This is a genomic window from Candidatus Eremiobacteraceae bacterium (genome assembly GCA_036511855.1).
Lineage (GTDB): Bacteria > Vulcanimicrobiota > Vulcanimicrobiia > Eremiobacterales > Eremiobacteraceae > JABCYQ01.
Genome location: DATCBN010000039.1, coordinates 1 through 20,179, shown reverse-complemented (window position 1 = coordinate 20,179; position 20,179 = coordinate 1). Strand labels below are relative to the sequence as shown.

22 protein-coding genes, 13 tRNA genes and 1 other RNA gene are annotated in these 20,179 nt (G+C 60.6%); 32 read left to right on the top strand and 4 right to left on the bottom strand.

All coding sequences use genetic code 11. The annotated features are described in order from the left end of the window. Nucleotides 1-7: 7 nt before the first annotated feature. The 15 genes from VII69_05525 to VII69_05455 all read left to right on the top strand — a co-directional run bounded on the left by VII69_05525 (nucleotide 8) and on the right by VII69_05455 (nucleotide 7,415). Nucleotides 8-307, top strand: coding sequence for a hypothetical protein (locus VII69_05525; GenBank protein HEY5094551.1), 300 nt, complete (start codon nucleotides 8-10; stop codon nucleotides 305-307). After that, the gene (locus VII69_05520) at nucleotides 238-1,479 is read left to right on the top strand and encodes a glycosyltransferase (protein ID HEY5094550.1); all 1,242 of its coding nucleotides are present in this window, start codon (nucleotides 238-240) and stop codon (nucleotides 1,477-1,479) included. The genes VII69_05525 and VII69_05520 overlap by 70 nt, the downstream gene beginning before the upstream one ends. Before the next feature lie 40 nt (nucleotides 1,480-1,519). Further along, nucleotides 1,520-1,615 (top strand) — tRNA-Ser (locus VII69_05515). Nucleotides 1,616-1,624: 9 nt separating this feature from the next. Next, nucleotides 1,625-1,699, top strand: a tRNA-Arg gene (locus VII69_05510). A 57-nt stretch (nucleotides 1,700-1,756) separates the two neighbouring features. After that, nucleotides 1,757-1,831: transfer RNA gene (locus VII69_05505), tRNA-Met, on the top strand. Between the two features lie 5 nt (nucleotides 1,832-1,836). Then, a tRNA-Arg gene (locus VII69_05500) sits at nucleotides 1,837-1,910 on the top strand. 19 nt (nucleotides 1,911-1,929) lie between these two features. Then, nucleotides 1,930-2,400 (top strand): tRNA adenosine(34) deaminase TadA, encoded by a 471-nt coding sequence (tadA, locus tag VII69_05495; protein ID HEY5094549.1) that lies wholly within the window; start codon nucleotides 1,930-1,932, stop codon nucleotides 2,398-2,400. Nucleotides 2,401-2,415: 15 nt separating this feature from the next. Then, nucleotides 2,416-2,507: transfer RNA gene (locus tag VII69_05490), tRNA-Ser, on the top strand. A 195-nt stretch (nucleotides 2,508-2,702) separates the two neighbouring features. Beyond that, nucleotides 2,703-2,790, top strand: a tRNA-Ser gene (locus VII69_05485). Between the two features lie 21 nt (nucleotides 2,791-2,811). Next, an RNA gene (gene ffs / locus VII69_05480) (signal recognition particle sRNA small type) lies at nucleotides 2,812-2,911 on the top strand. A 126-nt stretch (nucleotides 2,912-3,037) separates the two neighbouring features. Next, nucleotides 3,038-3,520 (top strand): DUF4446 family protein, encoded by a 483-nt coding sequence (locus VII69_05475; protein HEY5094548.1) that lies wholly within the window; start codon nucleotides 3,038-3,040, stop codon nucleotides 3,518-3,520. Between the two features lie 64 nt (nucleotides 3,521-3,584). Beyond that, nucleotides 3,585-4,625 (top strand): M23 family metallopeptidase, encoded by a 1,041-nt coding sequence (locus tag VII69_05470; GenBank protein HEY5094547.1) that lies wholly within the window; start codon nucleotides 3,585-3,587, stop codon nucleotides 4,623-4,625. A gap of 91 nt (nucleotides 4,626-4,716) precedes the next feature. Beyond that, nucleotides 4,717-4,986, top strand: coding sequence for a YggT family protein (locus VII69_05465; protein ID HEY5094546.1), 270 nt, complete (start codon nucleotides 4,717-4,719; stop codon nucleotides 4,984-4,986). Beyond that, nucleotides 4,971-6,797, top strand: a complete 1,827-nt coding sequence (gene lepA / locus VII69_05460; GenBank protein HEY5094545.1) for a translation elongation factor 4 — start codon at nucleotides 4,971-4,973, stop codon at nucleotides 6,795-6,797. The genes VII69_05465 and lepA overlap by 16 nt, the downstream gene beginning before the upstream one ends. After that, nucleotides 6,798-7,415 carry a non-canonical purine NTP pyrophosphatase gene (locus tag VII69_05455; GenBank protein HEY5094544.1) on the top strand — a complete coding sequence of 206 codons (618 nt, stop codon included), beginning with the start codon at nucleotides 6,798-6,800 and terminating at the stop codon, nucleotides 7,413-7,415. A gap of 91 nt (nucleotides 7,416-7,506) precedes the next feature. Here the strand turns inward: VII69_05455 and VII69_05450 are convergent, their stop codons facing one another. After that, nucleotides 7,507-7,917: a hypothetical protein gene (locus tag VII69_05450; protein HEY5094543.1), complete on the bottom strand. Its 411-nt coding sequence runs from the start codon at nucleotides 7,915-7,917 to the stop codon at nucleotides 7,507-7,509. 47 nt (nucleotides 7,918-7,964) lie between these two features. Between VII69_05450 and VII69_05445 the strand changes: the two genes are divergently transcribed. From VII69_05445 to VII69_05385, 13 genes are all read left to right on the top strand, one after another. Beyond that, nucleotides 7,965-8,040: transfer RNA gene (locus tag VII69_05445), tRNA-Pro, on the top strand. A gap of 95 nt (nucleotides 8,041-8,135) precedes the next feature. Next, a complete protein-coding gene (locus VII69_05440) occupies nucleotides 8,136-8,306 on the top strand; it encodes a hypothetical protein (protein HEY5094542.1) in 171 nt (56 codons plus the stop codon). Between the two features lie 77 nt (nucleotides 8,307-8,383). Further along, nucleotides 8,384-8,457 (top strand) — tRNA-Arg (locus VII69_05435). Between the two features lie 91 nt (nucleotides 8,458-8,548). Further along, complete coding sequence (locus VII69_05430; GenBank protein ID HEY5094541.1) at nucleotides 8,549-9,898, top strand: aspartate aminotransferase family protein; 1,350 nt, start codon at nucleotides 8,549-8,551, stop codon at nucleotides 9,896-9,898. Then, nucleotides 9,895-10,770, top strand: a complete 876-nt coding sequence (gene deoC / locus VII69_05425) for a deoxyribose-phosphate aldolase (GenBank protein ID HEY5094540.1) — start codon at nucleotides 9,895-9,897, stop codon at nucleotides 10,768-10,770. The genes VII69_05430 and deoC overlap by 4 nt, the downstream gene beginning before the upstream one ends. A 14-nt stretch (nucleotides 10,771-10,784) precedes the next feature. Next, a complete protein-coding gene (locus VII69_05420) occupies nucleotides 10,785-12,305 on the top strand; it encodes an aldehyde dehydrogenase family protein (protein HEY5094539.1) in 1,521 nt (506 codons plus the stop codon). Beyond that, nucleotides 12,302-13,153, top strand: a complete 852-nt coding sequence (locus tag VII69_05415; protein HEY5094538.1) for an aldehyde dehydrogenase family protein — start codon at nucleotides 12,302-12,304, stop codon at nucleotides 13,151-13,153. The genes VII69_05420 and VII69_05415 overlap by 4 nt, the downstream gene beginning before the upstream one ends. 40 nt (nucleotides 13,154-13,193) lie before the next feature. After that, nucleotides 13,194-13,270 (top strand) — tRNA-His (locus tag VII69_05410). A 33-nt stretch (nucleotides 13,271-13,303) separates the two neighbouring features. Next, nucleotides 13,304-13,375, top strand: a tRNA-Lys gene (locus VII69_05405). Between the two features lie 139 nt (nucleotides 13,376-13,514). Then, nucleotides 13,515-13,865, top strand: a complete 351-nt coding sequence (locus tag VII69_05400) for a hypothetical protein (GenBank protein HEY5094537.1) — start codon at nucleotides 13,515-13,517, stop codon at nucleotides 13,863-13,865. 113 nt (nucleotides 13,866-13,978) lie between these two features. Continuing rightward, nucleotides 13,979-14,054: transfer RNA gene (locus tag VII69_05395), tRNA-Lys, on the top strand. Nucleotides 14,055-14,102: 48 nt separating this feature from the next. Beyond that, complete coding sequence (locus VII69_05390; protein HEY5094536.1) at nucleotides 14,103-14,564, top strand: BON domain-containing protein; 462 nt, start codon at nucleotides 14,103-14,105, stop codon at nucleotides 14,562-14,564. Nucleotides 14,565-14,629: 65 nt separating this feature from the next. Next, nucleotides 14,630-14,711 (top strand) — tRNA-Leu (locus VII69_05385). 18 nt (nucleotides 14,712-14,729) lie between these two features. On the opposite strand, the gene VII69_05380 is transcribed toward VII69_05385, so the two are convergent. Further along, complete coding sequence (locus tag VII69_05380) at nucleotides 14,730-14,882, bottom strand: hypothetical protein (GenBank protein ID HEY5094535.1); 153 nt, start codon at nucleotides 14,880-14,882, stop codon at nucleotides 14,730-14,732. A gap of 89 nt (nucleotides 14,883-14,971) precedes the next feature. On the opposite strand from VII69_05380, the gene VII69_05375 reads away from it, so the two are divergent. The 4 genes from VII69_05375 to clpX all read left to right on the top strand — a co-directional run bounded on the left by VII69_05375 (nucleotide 14,972) and on the right by clpX (nucleotide 18,356). Beyond that, a tRNA-Gly gene (locus VII69_05375) sits at nucleotides 14,972-15,046 on the top strand. 81 nt (nucleotides 15,047-15,127) lie between these two features. Continuing rightward, entirely contained in the window at nucleotides 15,128-16,444 is a 1,317-nt protein-coding gene (tig, locus tag VII69_05370; GenBank protein ID HEY5094534.1) for a trigger factor, read from the top strand. Nucleotides 16,445-16,456: 12 nt separating this feature from the next. Further along, the gene (locus VII69_05365) at nucleotides 16,457-17,083 is read left to right on the top strand and encodes an ATP-dependent Clp protease proteolytic subunit (protein HEY5094533.1); all 627 of its coding nucleotides are present in this window, start codon (nucleotides 16,457-16,459) and stop codon (nucleotides 17,081-17,083) included. Nucleotides 17,084-17,093: 10 nt separating this feature from the next. After that, complete coding sequence (gene clpX / locus VII69_05360; protein HEY5094532.1) at nucleotides 17,094-18,356, top strand: ATP-dependent Clp protease ATP-binding subunit ClpX; 1,263 nt, start codon at nucleotides 17,094-17,096, stop codon at nucleotides 18,354-18,356. Nucleotides 18,357-18,464: 108 nt separating this feature from the next. Here the strand turns inward: clpX and VII69_05355 are convergent, their stop codons facing one another. Next, entirely contained in the window at nucleotides 18,465-19,685 is a 1,221-nt protein-coding gene (locus VII69_05355; protein ID HEY5094531.1) for a S53 family peptidase, read from the bottom strand. Nucleotides 19,686-19,912: 227 nt separating this feature from the next. Continuing rightward, nucleotides 19,913-20,179, bottom strand: a 267-nt coding sequence (locus tag VII69_05350; protein ID HEY5094530.1) for a hypothetical protein, incomplete at its 5' end; no start/stop codon positions are given.

Here is a 20,179-nt window from a genome sequence, read left to right as displayed (position 1 = left end):
CGCGACGGTGAACATGGAGCATCACGCGCACGCCGAGGAACTTGAGCTTCAGGATCGCATCATCGTCGGCGGCCCGGCAAATGGGAACCCGCAGACGGCGCCAATCGAGCGCGAATTCGAGGTCGTGGGCATCATCGAAGACTCAGACTCGGGCGCGCACTTCGCGATATGCTATAGCGAAGCGGCGGACGAGTTCATCGTCACGGACAAGACCGGCGGCCTTGTGGAAAACGAGTCATTGGCACAAGATATCCTCAACGATTTTCTCGAGCAGGCAAGCGACGCGGTAGCGGAGGACGAGCAATAGCGCTCCAGCTGGAGTCCGACAGGCTTCCCATCGCGGCCCGGCCGCGCACTATTCTATTCCTCTCTGCAAGCGTCGGCGAAGGACATACGGCCGCCGCGCAAGCCGTCTCGCTCGCGGCCATCGATCGCTGGCCGGACGCGCAATGTCACGTCGTCGATTCGTACCGCTACGCATCTCACGTTTTCCATCGCGTTGCCAGCAACGGCTACCTCGGCATGGTCAAGGTCTTGCCGCAGCTCTACCGCTATATCTACGAGCAGGCCGAGCGAGCGACGAAAGTATCGGCGTTCAAGTCGTGGTTGCATCATTATACCGCTGTCAACATGCGCCAGTACATGGAAGATTTCGCGCCGGACGTCGTCGTCTGCACGCACGCGTTCCCGTGCGGCGTCATGGCGGAATACAAACGCGAATTCAGCGACGCGCCGCCCGTGATCGGCATCGTCACCGATTTCGTCGTGCATCCGTTCTGGATCCATAAGAACATCGATGCGTACGCCGTCGCCACCAATGCCATGAAACAAGCGCTGGTCTTGCGTGGCGTGCTGGCCGACCGCGTGCGCGTGACTGGAATCCCGATCGACGGCAAATTCGCCCGGCCGATTTCTAAATCGACGGCGCGCGACATCATCGGCATCGAACGCAATCGCACCACGCTGCTCTTGATGGGCGGCGGTCTCGGCATCGGTCCGCTTGAAAAAGCGCTCGTCGCATTGGACGAAGTATCGTTCGATGTGCAGACGGTCGTGGTAGTCGGCAAGAACGAGCGGCTCGAGCGCCGGCTCGCGGACGTCGCCCAACGGCTTCGTCATCCGGTGGTCGTGCGTGGATTCGTGGACAACGTGTGCGATTACATGCGCGCGGCCGACGTGCTCGTGTCAAAGCCTGGCGGGCTCACAAGTTCGGAAGCGCTCGCTTCCGGACTCCCGCTCGTCATGCTGCGCCCGTTGCCGGGGCAAGAAGAACGCAACACGCGGTATCTGCAAGAGCGCGGCGTCGGCATTCGCGTGCAGACATCGCGCGAACTTGCGCCGGCGATCGACGACTTGCTCGGCAATGCCGCAGCGTTGGAGCGGATGCGGCGCGCAGCTCGTTCTCTGGCTCACCCGGATGCTGCCGAATCCATCACACAGATCATCGCACGGCTTGGGCGCCGGGTGCCGCGCGCTTGATGTGCGTGCCCCGGTTGTGGTAAACTGACGGGCGGCTCGTGGAGAGATGGCCGAGTTGGCTGAAGGCGGCGGTTTGCTAAACCGTTATAGTGCTTTTAAGGCGCTATCGAGGGTTCGAATCCCTCTCTCTCCGCCAGGACAGTACGCGCTCGTAGTTCAGCTGGATTAGAATGCCAGACTACGAATCTGGAGGTCGGGGGTTCGAGTCCCTCCGAGCGCGATCCATCAGCGGTCGCCGGTTCCTCGAAAGGGCCGACGACCGCACAATTCGGTGCCTGCCTCGGTAGCTCAGTGGTAGAGCAGGGGACTCATAAGCCCTTGGTCGCAAGTTCGAGTCTTGCCCGAGGCACCACGTCCGCGCCCGTAGCTCAACTGGATAGAGTGTCGGCCTCCGAAGCCGAAGGTTGGTGGTTCGAGCCCACTCGGGCGCAGATTCGATCCGCGGAGGATATGGCCGTCGACGACACCGCGATGATGCGCAGGGCGCTCGAGCTGGCGCAGATCGCGGGAGCTCGCGGCGACGTGCCCGTCGGAGCAGTGGTGACAATCGACGGTGAGATCGCAGCTGTCGGATTCAACCAGAAAGAAGCCAACCACGATCCGACCGCTCATGCTGAAATCGTCGCGCTCCGGCAGGCCGCCGCAAGGCAGAAGGGCTGGCGCTTAGCGAACGCCACGCTTTACGTCACCAAAGAGCCGTGCGTCATGTGCGCGGGCGCGTGCGTCGGCGCTCGCATCGCGCGCCTGGTGTATGCGTGCTCGGATCCAAAGGGTGGAGGCGCCGGTTCCGTCTTCGATGTGACGGCCAGTGCACTGCTCAATCACCGCATCACGGTCGAAAAGGGGATCTTGCAAGACGAAGCATCGGCGATGCTGAAGGCATTCTTCCAAGCGAAGCGCGAGGACGGCCTCGAGCTTTGACGATATCTTGTGTACGGAGAGGTGGCAGAGTTGGTTGATCGCGCTCGCCTCGAAAGCGAGTAACGGCTAAAAACCGTTCGGGGGTTCGAATCCCTCCCTCTCCGCCAGCGTTTTGATGAAGCCACGCAAAGAGTGGCCATCCTTTGTTGTAGTAGGGTGAGCATCGCTCACCCAAATGGGCAAGCGATGCTTGCCCTCCTACAGAAACGGCTTGAGCAAGGAAGGCGCAGGCCCGGCTTGAATTCGTCGCTTCAGGAAACCGCAACGGTCGACCGCGAAGGTCGGCCGCTTTCGTTCCGCGCGGAGAGGTGCTGGAGTGGTTGAACAGGCACGCCTGGAAAGCGTGTAGGCGCCTAAAACGTCTCGAGGGTTCGAATCCCTCCCTCTCCGTTCGCATGGGAGGCGTCGACCGTCCAGGGCCCGCGCGACGAAAACCCGCTAACCCCGTCAGGACCGGAAGGTAGCAGCGGCGTGCGGGACCTTTCGAGTGCCGCGGAAAGCTCTGGGCACGAGCCTCCCCCAGCTTTGGCATAGAAGAGAGTGATCGTCGTCGCGCGCCCGGGACACGGCGGTCACAGTGGATCAGCAAGGGCAGGACTCACCTGACCCGATTCGAAGCCCATCGGAGGCCGGCTTGATGACCGACGCATTTCAAACGTTTATCGACGGCCTCGCGGCTGCGGCGACCACCCCGCAATTTGCTGCCGGTGCCCTTTTCGCGGTAGTCGCAATCGGGCTGTACCATTGGGGCATTGCCCGTCCACGGTTCGGAGCGGCTAGGCGCAGAGCGGAGCCCGGCGCAACCGCAGTCCCACCGGACCTTACAGAGCTGAAGAGCCGGCTCGCCTCGCTGGAATCGCAGGCGGGACGTGCGCTACAAAACGTCGGGTTCGTGCGTTTCAACGCCTTTCCAGACGTGGGATCGGAACTCTCTTATGCGCTCGCGGTGTGTGACGAGCGCGGCAATGGGTTCATCGTGTCGAGCATCTACTCGCGCGAAGAAGTTCGGACCTATGCCAAGGCGGTGCGGAATTTCACTGCCGACAAAGAGGTGAGCACTGAAGAGCGCGACGCGCTCGCCCAGGCACAAGGCCTGATAGCGAGCCGCAAGCGCGCCTGACGCGACGTAATGGATGCGGCGCGAGCTCCCTTGGCAAGCGATGCAAGCACTACAGGGGAGTCGTGTGAAAAACTTCTTGCTCTCGCCGCATAAGCGGCTCCTTATCAAAATCATCCCTCACCACACCGAATCGATATACAAGATCGAGATTTCTCATTTGCATCTGGCCGTCACGGCGCTATGCACCGCGTTGCTTTGCATCGCGCTGATGGTGTCCCATGTCGGCGCGGTGCATGCGGCGGAAGCGAAGGTACAGACGCTTCAGCGCATGGACGCGCAGCAGAAAAAACAGCTCGCCGACATTTCCAAACAGACGCAATCGATTTGGAAGCGGCTCAAACTGCTGCAGCAAAATGAAAAAGAGATCCGCACGCTGACGGGGATCGGGGCGAAGAAGACGCCGGCAAAAGCGACGATGCTGATAACGCCGCAGCGCGCGGGCATGCAGCCGCAATCTCATGCGGCGCGGGTCGGCGTTTCGGCGCGCACGGTGTCGCCGCTTTGGTCGGCGTTCGCGCAGTGGCTCACCGGAGGACGCGAAGGCGGGCCGATTTCTTTTGCAAGCGAGTCGGAGCAGTTGGCCGCGCTCAACGTGCAGTTGAATCACGTGTGGGTTGAAGAGAGCTTGCTTAAGTCGCAAGCGAAATCGGCTGCGGATGCTCGCCTCGCAGCGGTTCAAGCGCATCAGCGCTATCTTGACGCGATTCCTTCGATGTGGCCGACGCAAGGCTACGTGTCTTCGGGCTTCGGTTATCGGTCGTATCCGGATTCGGAGTTTCATCCTGGTGTCGATATCACAAATGATTACGGCTCGCCCGTCTATGCGACCGCGAGCGGCACGGTTGTATCGGCCGACTGGGACGGCGGCTACGGTTACAAGGTCGTCCTCGATCACGGCAATGGTTACGTGACGTGGTATGGGCACAACTCGCGCATGCTGGTGAGCGCAGGGCAGACGGTTCATAAGGGCCAAGAAATCGCGGAGATCGGCGCGACCGGATTCGCCACGGGTCCTCACTGCCATTACGAGATACTGCTCTGGAGCAAACCCATAGATCCGACGCCGTTCCTCGACGGCATCCCGGCGCAAGTGGCGGCCCAGTAACGAGCAGACGCCGACGGCTAGGGTACGGTTGCGGTCGACTAGATCAGTCGGCCGCTCGCATATTCAGGGGAGCGATCCACATATCAACCCTTTGTACGAGCGATTTATCTGCACGTTCTTCGATGTGGCTCGCTTCGTCTTGATGGCCGAGTGCGCCGCCATTTTCGCGCGCGTCGTCGCGTCCTGGGTGCCTGACGTACCTCGGGGGCTGGCGACGCTGCTGCGCTGGTTGACCGACGGGGTATTGCTGCCGTTCCAAGCGATCATACCGATCCTGGGCGGCATGGACCTCTCGCCCCTGGCCGCGCTGTTCGTTTTGCAAGCAATCGCCCATTACGTGCCGACATGTCCCACCGGATAACGCCGCAGCGCGCCAACGCGGAAGTGCGCAATTTTTGCATCATCGCGCACATCGACCACGGCAAGACCACGCTTTCTGACCGGCTGCTCGAAATCACGGGCACGGTGGCCGGCCGCGAGATGGAAGCGCAGGTCCTCGACTCGATGGACCTCGAGCGCGAGCGCGGCATCACGATCAAATCGCATCCGGTCACGCTGAGTTATCTTGCTGACGACGGCAAGACGTATGAATTGAATCTCATCGACACGCCCGGTCACGTCGACTTCACGTACGAAGTCTCGCGCTCTCTTTCGGCGTGCGAAGGCGCGCTGCTCGTGATCGACGCAGCGCAAGGCATCGAGGCGCAGACCCTCGCGAACTATTACTTGGCGACCGAGGCGAAGCTGGAGATCATTCCGGTCATCAACAAGATCGATCTGCCTGCGGCCGACGCGGATTCGGTGATCCGCGACGTCGAAGATACTTTGTTGATAGAGAAAGAACGCTGCATCAAGGCGTCGGCCAAAGAGGGAATCGGCATACGCGAAATTCTCGAATCGATCGTGCGGCTCGTGCCGCCGCCGAAGGGCAGTCCCGATCACTTACGGGCGCTGGTGTTCGATTCGTTCTTCGACACGTATCGCGGCGTGATCTTGTATGTCCGTGTCGTCGACGGCTTGCTCGAGGCGGGGACGCGCATCCGCTCGATGGCCGGCGACACGATCTTCGAAGTGCTCGAAGTCGGAACGTTCCGGCCCCGCATGGTGCACGGCAAGGTGTTGGGCATGGGAGAAGTCGGCTACGTGATCGCGAATATCAAGGCGGTTTCGGACATCGGCGTCGGCGACACGCTGACCGGATCGGATGCGCCTGCGCATGTGCCCTTACCGGGTTATCGCAAAGTCACGCCGATGGTGTACTGTGGCCTGTATCCCAACGAAGGCGATGACTACGGCGACTTGCGCGACGCGCTGGAGAAGTTGAAGCTGAACGACGCCGCGCTGTCGTTTGAGCCGGAGTCGTCGATCGCGCTTGGCTTTGGTTTTCGTTGCGGCTTTTTAGGCCTGCTGCACATGGAGATCGTGCAGGAGCGGCTCGAGCGCGAATACGATCTGTCGCTGATCGCGACGGCGCCGTCGGTGGTGTATCACGTGTTGACCACAGCCGGCGAGATGTTGTCGATCGACAATCCTGCGAAGTTGCCGCCGTCGCCCAACATCGCCGTGATGGAAGAGCCGTACGTGAAGGCGTCGATCATCACGCCGGCAGAGTACATCGGCACCGTCATGGACTTGTGCCAATCGCGGCGCGGTACGATGGTGACGATGGACTACATCTCGCCCCAACGCGTGATCTTCGTCTACGACCTGCCGCTTGCCGAGGTCATCATCGATTTCTTCGATCAGTTGAAGTCGCGCACCAAAGGGTATGCGTCGATGGACTACGAGGTGATCGGCTATCGCCCCGGCGAGTTGGTGAAGCTGGATATTTTGTTGAATGGCGAATCGGTGGACGCACTGTCGTTCATCGTGCACACCGCGAACGCGCCGTCGTGGGGACGGCAACTGGCGGAGCGCTTGAAGGAAGTGATCCCGCGGCAGATGTTCGACGTGCCGATCCAGGCGGCCATCGGCAACAAGATCTTAGCGCGCGAGACTGTGAAGGCGATGCGCAAGAACGTCCTCGCCAAGTGTTACGGCGGCGATATCAGCCGCAAGCGCAAGCTGCTCGAAAAACAGAAAGAGGGCAAGAAGCGCATGAAGCAAGTGGGCAACGTCGAGCTGCCGCAAGAGGCGTTCATGGCGGTGCTGAAGCTGGAGCGCGGCCTGTAGGTGCTTCTCGATCCGCGCGTGCCGGTGGCGGTCGCGACTCACAATCCGGGGAAACTGCGCGAGCTGCTTGTGCTGTGGGGGCCGGATCCGCCTTTGCTTGTCGCGGCCGGTCCGGAGTATAGCGAGGTTGTTGAGACAGGCTCGACCTATGAAGCCAATGCTTTGTTGAAGGCGCGTGCGCTTGCCTTTGCACGTAGCGGGCCGGCGCTTGCCGATGATTCCGGCCTCGAAGTGGAGGCGCTCGGTTGGGGACCGGGCGTTTTGTCTGCGCGCACGCCTTCGGTGGACAGTTCGTGGCAGGAACGGAATGCGCACATCATCGCGGCATGCGATTCGTTTGGCGATCCTGCCCGGCGCGCGCGCTTCGTTTGCGTGTGTGCGTTGGTTGTGCCGGGCATGGAGCCGGTTGTTTCTCGCGGAGAAGTCGAGGGTTCAATAGCTCTTGCCCCTGCGGGTGATGCCGGATTTGGATACGATCCGATCTTTGTCTATCCGCCGTATCGCATGACGTTCGCGCAGGCGGGCGATGAGCGCAAGCATGTAGTTTCTCATCGTGGCCGCGCGGTGAGGGCGCTTCGCGCGATGCTTCGCCAGGATGCGATCGTCGAGCCAAAATAATCTTTTCCAATTTGTTCCAGTCCCTTGTCTAGCGCACACACGTGCGTGAGGAAAGGGTCATGAAACAAATGTATCTCCCGGCTCTGGACATTCAGACGAAGCGCTGCCCGAACTGCGGCATCACGAAACCGTGGTCAGCGTTTCGTCGCAAAACATCGAAGAATTCCGCCCGAGTTCTTATTGTCGAAAATGCCAGCGGGCATATTGCAAGGCGCACTATCGGCGCAACCGCGATCAACATAACAAGGGTCGGTATAATCGGGCGAAAGGAGAGCGGAAGGGGAAGCGCGAGTACATCTGGTGGTATCTTGAGGCGCACCCGTGTGTTGATTGCGGCGAACGCGACATTGTGGTTCTGGAGTTCGACCACGTGACCGGCACGAAGGATCGCGAGATCAGCGTTCTCGTTGGAAGCAATGCGAGCCGAGAGTGGCTCGAGCGGGAACTGACGAAATGCGAGGTGCGATGTGCAAACTGTCATCGCAAAAAGACGGCCATCCAACTCGGATGGAAGGTGGCGCAGCGGCGCCGTACGGAATCAGTCGTACACGGGCGGTAGCTCAGTTGGTAGAGCGGTGCCTTTGGGAGGCACAGGTCGCAGGTTCGAGACCTGTCCGCCCGACCAATTCCGATATCGACCGCGGATATCACCGCGGTCGATATTCTTGCGCCAAATAAGAAATCGTCGTAGCGCGCAACTAAAGGACACGTGAATCAGCCGTGAATCGGGCCGCCCGCGATGACCCCTATGGTGGATGGTTTCCGAGACCCGGTCCCGGCGGAGCGGTGGGATGTCGAGGCATTTTCATCACGCTCTTCGTCGTCATCGCCATTTTTCTCATCGTCGCGATCGCGTCGGGTTGGGTGCACATCACGAAAGCCTCGCCGTGATGATGCGGATGCGCACGGGAACCATGCCAGGCGATTTCGCGCCGCTTACCTAAACTTTCCGCGCGGGTCCGATGCGCGCGCCCATAGCTCAGTTGGATAGAGCACCCGCCTTCTAAGCGGGTTGTCCCGTGTTCGAGTCACGGTGGGCGCAAGAGTTTCGTGCACGTCAAACGACGGGAGCACCGGTGCCACTTTCGAACATGCCGGCCACAACGAAGAGACGTGCGGACTCCGGGAGCACCGTGATCGATCGCGGTCGTCTCGCAGAGTTGATGCGTCGTGAAGAGGCGCGGTTCGTCGGCGAACGCCCAAAGTCAAAAACGTTTTTCGAGCGCGCACAGACTTCCATGCTGAGCGGTGTGCCGATGCATTGGATGGCGCGTTGGGCGGGCGGATTCCCAGTCTTCGTCGCCGAGGCGTCGGGTGCACACTTCACGGACGTCGACGGCCACGAATACATCGATCTCTGTTTGGGAGATACCGGCGCGATGACCGGGCACGCGCCGCCGGCCGTTGTAAATGCCATCAATCAACGAGCACGGCGCGGCATCACGTCGATGTTGCCGACTGAAGACGCGCTGTGGGTCTCAGAGGAGCTCACACGCCGGTTCGGTCTACCGTTCTGGCAGTTCTGTCTCACCGCCACCGACGCGAATCGGTTCTCGATCCGCTTAGCGCGCGCGGTCACGAACCGCAAGTACGTGCTCGTGTTCAATGGCTGCTACCACGGCACGGTGGACGAGACGTTCATCGCATTGGAGAATGGATCGGCCGTGAGCCGGCATGGCAACATCGGAGCGCCTGTACCGCCGATGGAAACCACGAAGGTCGTCGAGTTCAACGATCTTACCGCGCTCGAGGCCGCACTCGCGCCGGGTGACGTGGCATGTGTGTTGGCGGAACCGGTGATGACGAACGTGGGCATCGTCCATCCGGACGCCGGCTACCATACAGCGCTGCGGGAGATCACGCGCCGCACTGGCACTCTGCTGATCATCGACGAGACGCACACCATCTGCGCGGGCCCCAGAGGATACACTCGTCTGCACGGATTGCAGCCGGACATGTTTGTGGTCGGCAAACCGATTGCAGGCGGCGTGCCCGCGGCGACCTACGGCTTCACAGCGGAGGTCGGCACGCGCGTCGAGAGCATGATCGAACGCGACGCCAGCGATACCGGCGGCATCGGCGGAACGCTCGCAGGCAATGCGCTTTCGCTGGCCGCGATGCGCGCCACGTTCGAACACGTCTTAACCGACGACGCGTTCGAGCACATGATCGCGCTCGGCGAGCGGTTCGAAGCTGGGGTTGAGACCGCGATCGCACACGCCGGCCTTCCGTGGCACGTCGCGCGCCTAGGATGCCGCGCCGAATATCTTTTCCGACCAACACCGCCGCGCAACGGCAGCGAAGCAATAGAAGCCGCCGATCCCGAACTTGACCGCTTCATGCACCTCTACGCCCTCAATCGCGGCATCCTCCTCTCGCCGTTTCACATGATGGCCTTGATGTCGCCGGCCACCACGGAACAAGATGTCGACGCACACACCGCCGTCTTCACATCTGCCGTACACGAGCTCATCGCATCATGATGACCATCGACGCGGTCGGCCTTGAAGAACGAGCAGCCGATCTTGCAAAGCGCAGCATTAAAAAGCAGGCGAAGATCACGGGGCTCAAGATCGTGATCGGCTGCATCGACCTCACCACCTTGGAAGGCAAAGATACGCCCGCGCGCGTCGCGCAGCTTTGCCGCAAAGCCATCGCTCCAGACTCGCGCGACGCTTCGCTGCCCTCGGTCGCGGCGGTGTGCGTGTATCCGTCGCTCGTCGAAACTGCCAGCCTGGCGCTCAAAGGCAGCTCGGTAAAGGTCGCGTCGGTTGCCACAGGTTTCCCCTCGGGCCAAACGAGCGTAGCCGTCAAGGTCGCCGAAACACGCGAAGCCGTCTCCGCAGGCGCGGACGAGATCGACATGGTTATCGACCGCGGCGCATTTCTCTCCGGCCGGTATGCAGAGGTAGCCCGAGAGATCGCGGACGTGAAAGACGCGTGCCGACACGCTCAACTGAAGGTCATTCTTGAAACCGGCGAACTCGGCACCTACGACAACGTCCGGCGTGCCTCGATGTTGGCGATGGATGCCGGCGCAGATTTCATCAAGACGTCGACGGGCAAGGTTGCGCCTGCGGCCACGCTGCCGGTCGCCCTCGCGATGCTAGAAGCCACCCGCGACTACGAAGACCGCACCGGCCGACGCGTGGGCGTGAAGGTTGCCGGCGGAATCCGCACCGCGAAGCAGGCGCTGCAGTATCTGGTGCTGGTCAAGGAGACCCGCGGCGACGACTACCTCACAGCGCAGACGTTTCGCATCGGCGCCAGCACGCTGTTGAACGACGTGCTGCGGCAGCTTTGGAAAGAGCGCACCGGCGCGTATCAATCCGACGACTACTTCACCAAGGACTAGAAGGGGATTTGCGCGTGGCGCAGCGTATGACGAAAAAATCCGGCGATGACAACGGCCGCATCGCGCTCGCGACGAGTTCGCCGTTGACCAAGCCTGGGGCGTGGGACTACGCGCCTGCACCCGAAGCCAGCGACTATCTCGCGATCGCTCCGCGTTACGATCTGTTCATCGGCGGAGAATGGTCGCGGCCGAAGAGCGGCAAGCGGTTCGCCTCCATCAATCCGGCGACGGAAGAAACGCTCGCCGAAGTCGCCGATGCGTCCCCAGCCGACATCGATCGCGCCGTTAAGAGCGCGCGCAAAGCCTACGACAAATATTGGCGCCGCTGTCCGCCGGCCTCGCGCGCCAAGTACCTCTATCGGATCGCGCGCGCGATCACCGAACGAAGCCGCGAACTTGCGGTGTTGGAGTCGGTCGACGGCGGCAAGCCGATCAAAGAATCTCGCGACATCGACGTGCCCCTTGCGGCGCAGCATTTCTTCTATTACGCCGGCTGGGCAGACAAGCTGGAGTGGGGTTTCCCAAACGCAACGCCACGCTCCGTCGGCGTCGCCGGACAGATCATCCCGTGGAATTTCCCGCTTCTCATGGCAGCGTGGAAGATCGCTCCGGCTCTTGCTTGCGGCAACACGGTCGTGCTCAAGCCGGCGGAGACCACGCCGCTCACGGCGCTGCGTTTGGCAGAGATCATCCAGCAAGCCGACCTGCCGCCGGGAGTGGTGAATATCGTCACGGGCGGCGGTGCAACCGGCGCGGCTCTGGTTCGACATCCGGATGTGGACAAGATCGCGTTCACCGGGTCGACAGCCGTGGGCAAAGAAATCGCACGTGCCTGTGCCGGCTCCGGCAAACGACTCACGCTTGAGCTCGGCGGCAAGGCCGCGAATATCGTGTTCGACGACGCCCCGCTCGATCAAGCGGTCGAAGGCATCGTCAACGGCATTTTCTTCAATCAAGGCCATGTCTGCTGCGCGGGCTCGCGTCTGCTCGTGCAGGAATCGGTGCACGATCTCGTCGTTGAGAAGCTGCACCGGCGCATGCAGACGCTGCGCGTGGGCGACCCGCTCGACAAGAACACCGACGTCGGCGCGATCAACTCCAAGGAACAGCTCGCAAGGATCACGGCTCTCGCCCGCAGTGGCGACGACGACGGTTGCGTACGATTCCAAACCGAGTGCGCGCTGCCCGAGCGCGGCTACTGGTACCGCCCCACGTTTTTCACCGGCGTTTCGATGTCGCACCGCATTGCGCAAGAAGAGATATTCGGCCCGGTGCTTTCCATTCTCACGTTCCGCACGCCGGACGAAGCGGTGGAAAAAGCCAACAACACGCCGTACGGCCTTTCTGCGGGGATATGGACCGACAAAGGAAGCAAGAATTTCAAGATCGCATCGCAGCTCCGCGCCGGCGTGGTGTGGGGGAACACCTTCAACAAGTTCGATCCGTCGTCGCCGTTCGGCGGCTACAAGGAAAGCGGATTCGGCCGCGAGGGTGGCGTGCACGGTCTCCTACCCTACCTGGAGGTCGAGCAATGAAGACGCGTGTGCCGGTCGCAAAGACGCTGAAGCTGTTCATCAACGGAGCATTCGCGCGCTCGGAATCAGGCCGAACGTATCCGTTGGAATCGCGCGGCAACCACGTCAACGTTTCACTTGCAAGTCGCAAAGACGTCCGCGATGCCGTCTCGGCTGCGCGCGGTGCATGGCCGGGGTGGGCCGCGAGGTCGGCGTACAACCGCGGCCAGATACTGTACCGGCTCGCCGAGATCATGGAATCACGGCGATCGCAATTCACAGATTGTCTCGCGCTCGCCGGCAAGACGCGAACTGCCGCCGAGCGAGAGTTCGACAAAACCGTGGACCTTGTCGTGTGGTATGCAGGTTGGAGCGACAAGATCGAGCAACAATTTTCGACGAAGAATCCGGTCAACGGACCACACTTCAACGTCAGCTCGCCGGAACCAACGGGCGTGGTCGGCGTGATCGCGCCGCGCGCTCCAGGTCTGCTGGGCCTAGCGGCCGCGGCGATGCCGGCGCTGTGCGGTGCCAACACGATCGTCGCACTCGCCTCGGAGCTCGATCCGATGAGCGCAGTCGCGCTCGCCGAATCCGTGGCGACGTGCGATATTCCGGCGGGTGTGCTCAACATTCTCACCGGCAAACGCGAAGCGGTCGCGCAGCATCTCGCCTCGCACATGGACGTCAATGCGTTGAGCATCTGGGACTGCGATGCAACGGTTGCTAAACGTCTGCAGACGGCCGCAGTCGAAAACGTGAAGCGCGTTCGCATCTTCGGCGCCGACGCCACGGCGCAAGCTCCGAGCCCTCATCGCATCATGGATTTTTTGGAGATCAAGACCGTCTGGCATCCCGCCGGGGTGTAGGGCGCAAGTGCGCGGGCGACGAAGCTTGCGCGCTCACGCGGTGAGTGTAGCTCACTTGGTTAGAGCGCCGGTCTGTGGCACCGGAGGTAGGGGGTTCAATTCCCCTCACTCACCCCAGCATCACCACTGACGCCGTGGATTTTAGTTCGCGCCCCGTTAGCTCAACGGTAGAGCATCCGGCTTTTAACCGGGTGGTTCCGAGTTCGAGTCTCGGGCGGGGCAATTGCTTTTTCCGGCGGCCAAAAGAAATAATGAGTATCGCCGCGCTGCATCGCAAAGCGCGGCGTTTCTTCGCTCCGTCTAGCTTAAACTGGGTCTGTGTGATGAGGATAACCCAATGACGGATATAACTGAGAACCTAATGCAATACCGCGAATGCGCCAGATCGATCTACAATAAATACTTTAAGGACTGGGGCGACGGGAGCCATGATTTCTTAGACGTAAACCGCGAGCATGCGGAGTTTATCCGTGTTCGGTACGACGTTCCTGAAAATGGACTGGACATAGATCGCCTTTCAGGCAAACACGAGAACATGAATAAGTGGTCGCTTTGGACGCTCAAAGATTCCTCAACCGAACTGGCATTTGTTCAATTCTTTGATTGGTCGAACACCTGGGACTACAAGGATTTTGATAGCGGACTGTCTATAGGCGAGCGTTTGTTGATAGACATTCGATACGTCAAGTTTGAAGAAGTTGACGACAAATAGGGCACGCGTCATACGTCGTCGCCCATCGGCCGAAGAGGGTAGCAGCCGTTGAAGCTGAGCAGAAGGCGAAGCGGCAATCCACAATCGAATAGGAGCCCCAGCGCACGCACCTCGCGTCGTTAGCTCAATTGGTAGAGCAGCAGACTCTTAATCTGTTGGTTGGGGGTTCGATTCCCTCACGACGCACCAAGAATTGGGAAGGACTCAAGCCTCGCCGCTTGATGTCGCGTGAATGACATGGATCGTCTCGGTATAGGTCTGGTCGGAGCAGTCGTGCTCGGCGCCGCCGCCGGAGTCATCGTCGCGCCGCGCTCCGGCAGATGGGTCTTTGCCGCGCGAGTGCGCCGCGAGTCGGACCGCATCGCGTCGTACGCCTACGAGCAGTCGGCGGTCGCGATCGATGCGCTTCCGGATATCGTGGATGCGGTCGAGCGTGGTTTTACACTTGCCGCGGCCGCGATCACCGAGCGGTTTCGCACCGTCAATCCCACCGCAAGGCTAGAGTCAGCATTCGCGGCCCATTCGGAGTTGAGCCGCCGCACAATCTGGGTCGACGCGCACGGTGCGACGTTGCTGCTTCATGGACTCGTCGAAGACGATGAGGAATGGCGCAGCGCAGATCAGCTTGCTCGTCATATCTCGCCGGACGGCACCGTTCGAAACCTGCTTCAGGTCAGGCACAAAGCGCAGAGCGAATAGATACTACCGGCTCGCCATATGGCGGGCGGAATAAACAGAGCGTCGCGTGAATCAGCAATTGCGCTGGGCACGTGGCGAAACTGGCAGACGCGCGGGATTTAGGTTCCCGTGGGGCGACCCGTGAAGGTTCGAGTCCTTTCGTGCCCACGCAAATCCGAATAACTGCTAGTGGTGTTCCGGTGGACGGGTGGACGGACCGAGTTCGCGCACGCGGCTGACGGTGATCCACATGAACGTGGACAAGAAAATAATGCCGCCCGCGACGAGTACGTATCCGACGAGCGTCGTATCGGTCATGCATCGCGGATTCGCGCTCACGCCGTGTTTCCCCGCAAGGAAATCGAGGACGCGCGCCTAACAGAACGAGGACGATGACGTCGGCTTTTGCCGACGTTTCCGCGTGGTCCGCGGAAGTAGCTCAGTGGTAGAGCATCGCCTTGCCAAGGCGAGGGTCGCGAGTTCGAATCTCGTCTTCCGCTCCAGCCTTTCATATGCCAGGATAGCCCGGAGAACCGCGCGAAAGCGCTTTGCCCGCGTCGATGGAGGCTGGCTCGTACGATTCTGTGACCGCAACCTTTCGCCATCTCGAGCCCACGATCGTTGAGCTCGACATCGACGTCTCTGCCGCGGATCTCGAAGCCGCCCGCGAACGAGCGTTTCAAAAGCTCGTCAAGCAATATCGTCTCCCAGGATTTCGTCCAGGCCGCGTTCCCCGCCGGATATTCGAGCGCCAAGTCGGCGTCGAAGCCATCGAGCATCAAGCGGTTGAAGACGTCGTTCCCGACGCCTACTCCAAGGCACTCAAAGAACACAATCTCGAACCGGTGGAACGCCCGCACATCGACCTCGAGAAGGTCGATGAAGGCAAGAGCCTTCGCATCAAGGCCGTCGTCGCGGTTCGTCCGGAAATCGTGTTGGCCAATCACCGCCAGCTTGCAGTCGACCGTTCCGCGGTCAGCGTGACCGACGACGAAGTCGAGCGCAGCCTGCAGGCGCTGAGAAAGCGCGCCGCCACGCTCGAACCTGTCGAGGGTCGAGGCGTCCAGATCGGCGACTTGGTCACCATGGATTACGTCGGCACGATCGACGGCGAGCCGTTCGAGGGCGGGACCGCGAGCGATCACACCACGGAAGTCTCGCCGGATAAGTTCGTGCCCGGATTTGCCGAACAACTAATAGGAGCCGAAGCGGGCGAGAAGCGGACGATCAACGTGACCTTTCCGGCGACCTATCATGTCGAGCAGCTGCGCGACAAAGCGGCGAAGTTCGACGTGGCGATCCACGAAATCAAAGTGCCGATGCTGCCGGCGCTCGATGATGCATTTGTCGCGCAAGTCTCAGAGGCCGCAAATCTCGACGCGTTGCGCGCCGACATCCGCAAGCGTCTCGAAGCGGTGGGCGCCGCGCAAGCGCGCGAAGCCATGCAGAAGAAGCTGCTGGAGCAACTCGCGGGCGCGCATGATTTCCCATTGCCGGACATCCTCGTCCAAAATGAGATCGAGAGTCTGCTCGGAGATGCGAAATCATATATGCAGCGCATCGGACGGCCGTGGGAAGAATATCTCAGCGCGAAGAACGTAGACGAGGCAGGTCTGCGCGCCGAGTATCGCATCGAGGCGGAACGCCGCGTGCGGACATCGCTCTTGCTCGAGGAGATCGCAAAAGTCGAATCGATTGAAGTGACGACCGGCGATCTCGAACGCGAACTCGCGCAGATCGCGCGGTCATATGGTCTGTCTCGTGATTCCATGGTCGAGATGATCCGAAAGAACACCGGGTTCGGTCCACTGATCGATTCGGTCCGCAAGCAGAAAGCGATCGATTTCTTGGTCGAACATGCGACCATCACTGAAGTCTCGGCGCCGCTGGCGGGACAATAAGAAAGGTATATAATGGGACACTTGGTGCCAATGGTGGTCGAACAAACCGCGCGAGGCGAACGGGCTTTTGACATCTATTCGCGACTGCTGAAGGAGCGGATCATCTTCGTCGGTGCCGGCATAGACGACAATCTCGCAAACCTCGTCATCGCCCAACTTCTATTCCTCGAAAAAGAAGATGCCGATAAAGATATAGAGATGTACATCAATAGTCCCGGCGGCAGCGTGACCGCCGGTCTTGCTATCTACGACGCCATGCAGCTTATCAAGCCGGACGTGGCCACGTTGGTAGCCGGCATGGCAGCCAGTGCGGCATCGATCCTCCTCACCGGCGGCGCTAAAGGGAAAAGGTACTCCCTTCCCAACTCCAAGATCCTCATTCACCAGCCCTGGATCTCGCAAATCGGCGGGCAAGCAACCGATATCGAGATCTATGCCCGGGACCTCACCGCCACCCGGCGCCGGCTCGCGGAGATCTATGTCGCCACCACGAAGCAATCGATGGAGCGGATCGAGCGCGATATGGAACGGGACTACCACCTGACGGCAGAAGAAGCGGTCGAATATGGCCTCGTGGATATGGTCATCAGTAAGCAGTCACGGGAGGCCATGATGCCGAAACCCACCGGTACCCAATAGGCGAGGTAGCGTGTTCAGATTCGGGGACGAGAAGGGTCAGTTGAAGTGCAGCTTCTGCGGCAAGTCGCAGGAGCAGGTGCGTAAACTCATCGCGGGCCCCGGCGTCTATATCTGCGACGAGTGCATAGAGCTCTGCAATGAGATCATCGAGGAAGAGCTCTACAAGAACGTCGACGAGAATCTCCGGCTTCGCAATATTCCGAAGCCCAAAGAGATCAACCATATCCTCAACCAGTACGTCATCGGTCAGGACCGTGCGAAGAAGAGCCTCGCGGTAGCGGTGTACAACCACTACAAGCGAGTCAACTCCACCCAAAACGGCGCCGACGATGTCGAACTGCACAAGAGCAACATTCTGCTCGTCGGTCCCACGGGCTCGGGCAAGACGTATCTGGCGCAAACGCTCGCCAAGATTCTCGACGTGCCTCTTGCCATGGCCGATGCCACCTCGCTGACCGAAGCCGGCTACGTAGGCGAAGACGTCGAAAACATTCTGCTGAAGCTGATCCAGGCAGCCGACTACGACGTCAAGCGCGCCGAAAAAGGCATCGTCTATATCGACGAGATCGATAAGATCGCCCGCAAGAGCGAGAATCCGTCAATCACGCGCGATGTGTCGGGCGAAGGCGTGCAGCAGGCGCTGCTCAAGATACTCGAAGGCACCACCGCTAACGTGCCGCCTCAGGGCGGGCGCAAACATCCGCATCAAGAATTCATCCAGATCGACACGACGAACGTTTTGTTCATCTGTGGCGGCGCGTTCGACGGCCTCGAGCGCATCGTCGACGGCCGGGTTTCCGATCAAAGCCTTGGCTTCCGCGCCGTTCCCGAAAGCAAGTCGGAAAAACGCACCGGACGCCTGCTGCAGCAGATGATGCCCGAAGATCTCCTGAAATTCGGCCTCATTCCGGAATTCATCGGCCGCCTGCCCATCATGGTCACGCTGGACCCTCTCGACGATCTCGCGCTTCGCCGCATCCTCACCGAGCCGCGCAATGCGTTAGTCCGGCAATATCAGAAGATCTTCGCCATGGACGGCATCGAATTGAGCTTCACCAAAGAAGCGCTCGCGGCCATCGCGCAGCGCGCTCAAACGCGCAAGACCGGCGCGCGCGGCTTGCGGTCCATCCTCGAAGAAGTCATGCTCGACGTGATGTACGATCTGCCGTCGCTCACGAACATCAAGAAGTGCGTCATCAACAAAGAAGTGATCGACGGTCAACAGGAGCCGCTGCTTATCCCCGGTCCGCAGACCAAAGACGTTCCCGCGTAGTTTCTAGTTTGTAGAGGGCGACTTTTATGGTCGCATTCGCTTGCCCAATTGGGTGAGCGTTGCTCACCCTAGTACGGGATGCTCACCCTACTACAGATTTGATTTAACCTAGAACGCGCTGACGCCGACCGGTGTGCCCAGTCCGCTCGGGCCGTCGTATCCGCTCATGCCGCGACAGAGATACAGCGGTGAGCATTGACCGTTGCTGCCGGTTTTGACATCGCGCAAACCCTGGAGATGCCGGTACGGGAATCTACCGTAAAGCGCCAGCCGCGAGTTGCCGGCAAGCGCGTAGACCGACGCGATGATCGGGCTCGAGACGCTCGTGCCGCCGAAGATGTAAAAGCCGCCTTTGTACACGACGGTCACGCCTGTGTTCGGATCCGCCACCGCAGAGACGTCGGCGATCGTCCGCTTCAGGCAACCCGTATCCGTCTGCCAAACGGGTTTTTGCACGAACGCGCTGCAGCCGCTGCCGGCTCCGCTCCATACCGATTCAGAGAACGTAGACCCGACGCGAGCGAGGCTCGTTCCGCCGACTGCCGTCACGTACTGAGAGGCCGCTGGAAATTGGGGCCCAAAGCCGCTGTCGCCGGAGCTGGCAGTGATCATGACGCCGGGGTGATTGTAGTGCGATTGCGCAGCCACTTCGCCGCTGAATTCGCTCCCGCCATAACTGTTGCTGATCGCTTGCGCGCCGAGCCGCGCCGCTGTGTCCACCGATGCTGCGAGGTCGTTGAACGACGCGGTCTTGGCTTCGACTAGCAGGATATGGCAATTCGGGCAGATCGCGGAGACCATGTCCAGGTCGAGCGAAATTTCCTGTGACCAGCCGGCGTCGTTCGCCGGAAAAGGTCCGTTGGGACTGCCGAGCTGATTGACCTCGGTGAAGCAATGGTTGGCGATCGTGCACGCAGGCAAATGAAATGTGCTTCGGTATTTCGCGAGGTCAGCTAGCGCGGTCGGATCGTGCATCGCGTCGACGATCGCCACCGTCTGTCCATGACCGCCGCTGCTCGACGGCAACGCGTATGCCGCTTGTAGGTCGGCTGGTCCATACGATGAGGAGAGTGAGGACAGCGAGGCACCGGCCGCATCGGTTCGAACAAGCGCGATGCAACGCGCGAACCCTGAAGGTGCTGGGCCGCCGCACGCAGCCCGCACGTTTGCGGGTTGCTGATAGGTCGACGAAACGAACGAGACGACGTCGCCTTGCGAACTTAGAAAGATCGCCGACTGCGGAAGCGCGTTGCTGACATTGTGTCCACTGCAAGCTGAGATAAAGAGTATCAGCGACAGCAATGCGGCGGGTTTGATCGTTCGAAGCACGGTGAAATCTCCAAGCACGCTTGATGTGGGCGCCCAGCCCGCATATCGCGGCTTGGCGCTCTATTATGACAATAGAGCCGGCATCGTTGTGTCAGGGTTGTCCTGGTAGGGGCGGTATCGGCCGCGAGGGTGCGCCGCGTCATAGGAAAAGTGTGTGCAAAGCGTTGCGTGTTAACAAAAAACGGGGGCAAGCGATGCTTGCCCCCGTTCATTTTCGGGATCGGGTTCTAGAACGCTCCAACCCCGTTGGGCGTGCCGTTTCCAGTTGGTCCGTCGTAGCCGACTTCGCCGGTGCAAAGATACGCGGGTGAGCACGTACCGTTTTGGCCGGACGTCACGTCGTTGAGATCGCCGGTGTTCATGTAGCCGTGGCGCGCATACTGAAGCGCTTGCGTGTGAGCTCCGAGGGCGTAGACCGACGCGATGATCGGGCTCGAAACGCTCGTGCCGCCGAAGACCAGGAAGCGGCCGTTGTATACGACTGCGACGCCGGT

Excerpts from the sequence above, each read along its gene's own strand:
- tadA (HEY5094549.1), top strand. The coding sequence starts at position 1,930 with ATGGCCGTCGACGACACCGCGATGATGCGCAGGGCGCTCGAGCTGGCG.
- VII69_05475 (HEY5094548.1), top strand. The coding sequence starts at position 3,038 with ATGACCGACGCATTTCAAACGTTTATCGACGGCCTCGCGGCTGCGGCG.
- lepA (HEY5094545.1), top strand. The coding sequence starts at position 4,971 with ATGTCCCACCGGATAACGCCGCAGCGCGCCAACGCGGAAGTGCGCAAT.
- deoC (HEY5094540.1), top strand. The coding sequence starts at position 9,895 with ATGATGACCATCGACGCGGTCGGCCTTGAAGAACGAGCAGCCGATCTT.
- VII69_05415 (HEY5094538.1), top strand. The coding sequence starts at position 12,302 with ATGAAGACGCGTGTGCCGGTCGCAAAGACGCTGAAGCTGTTCATCAAC.
- VII69_05400 (HEY5094537.1), top strand. The coding sequence starts at position 13,515 with ATGCAATACCGCGAATGCGCCAGATCGATCTACAATAAATACTTTAAG.
- VII69_05390 (HEY5094536.1), top strand. The coding sequence starts at position 14,103 with ATGGATCGTCTCGGTATAGGTCTGGTCGGAGCAGTCGTGCTCGGCGCC.
- VII69_05365 (HEY5094533.1), top strand. The coding sequence starts at position 16,457 with ATGGGACACTTGGTGCCAATGGTGGTCGAACAAACCGCGCGAGGCGAA.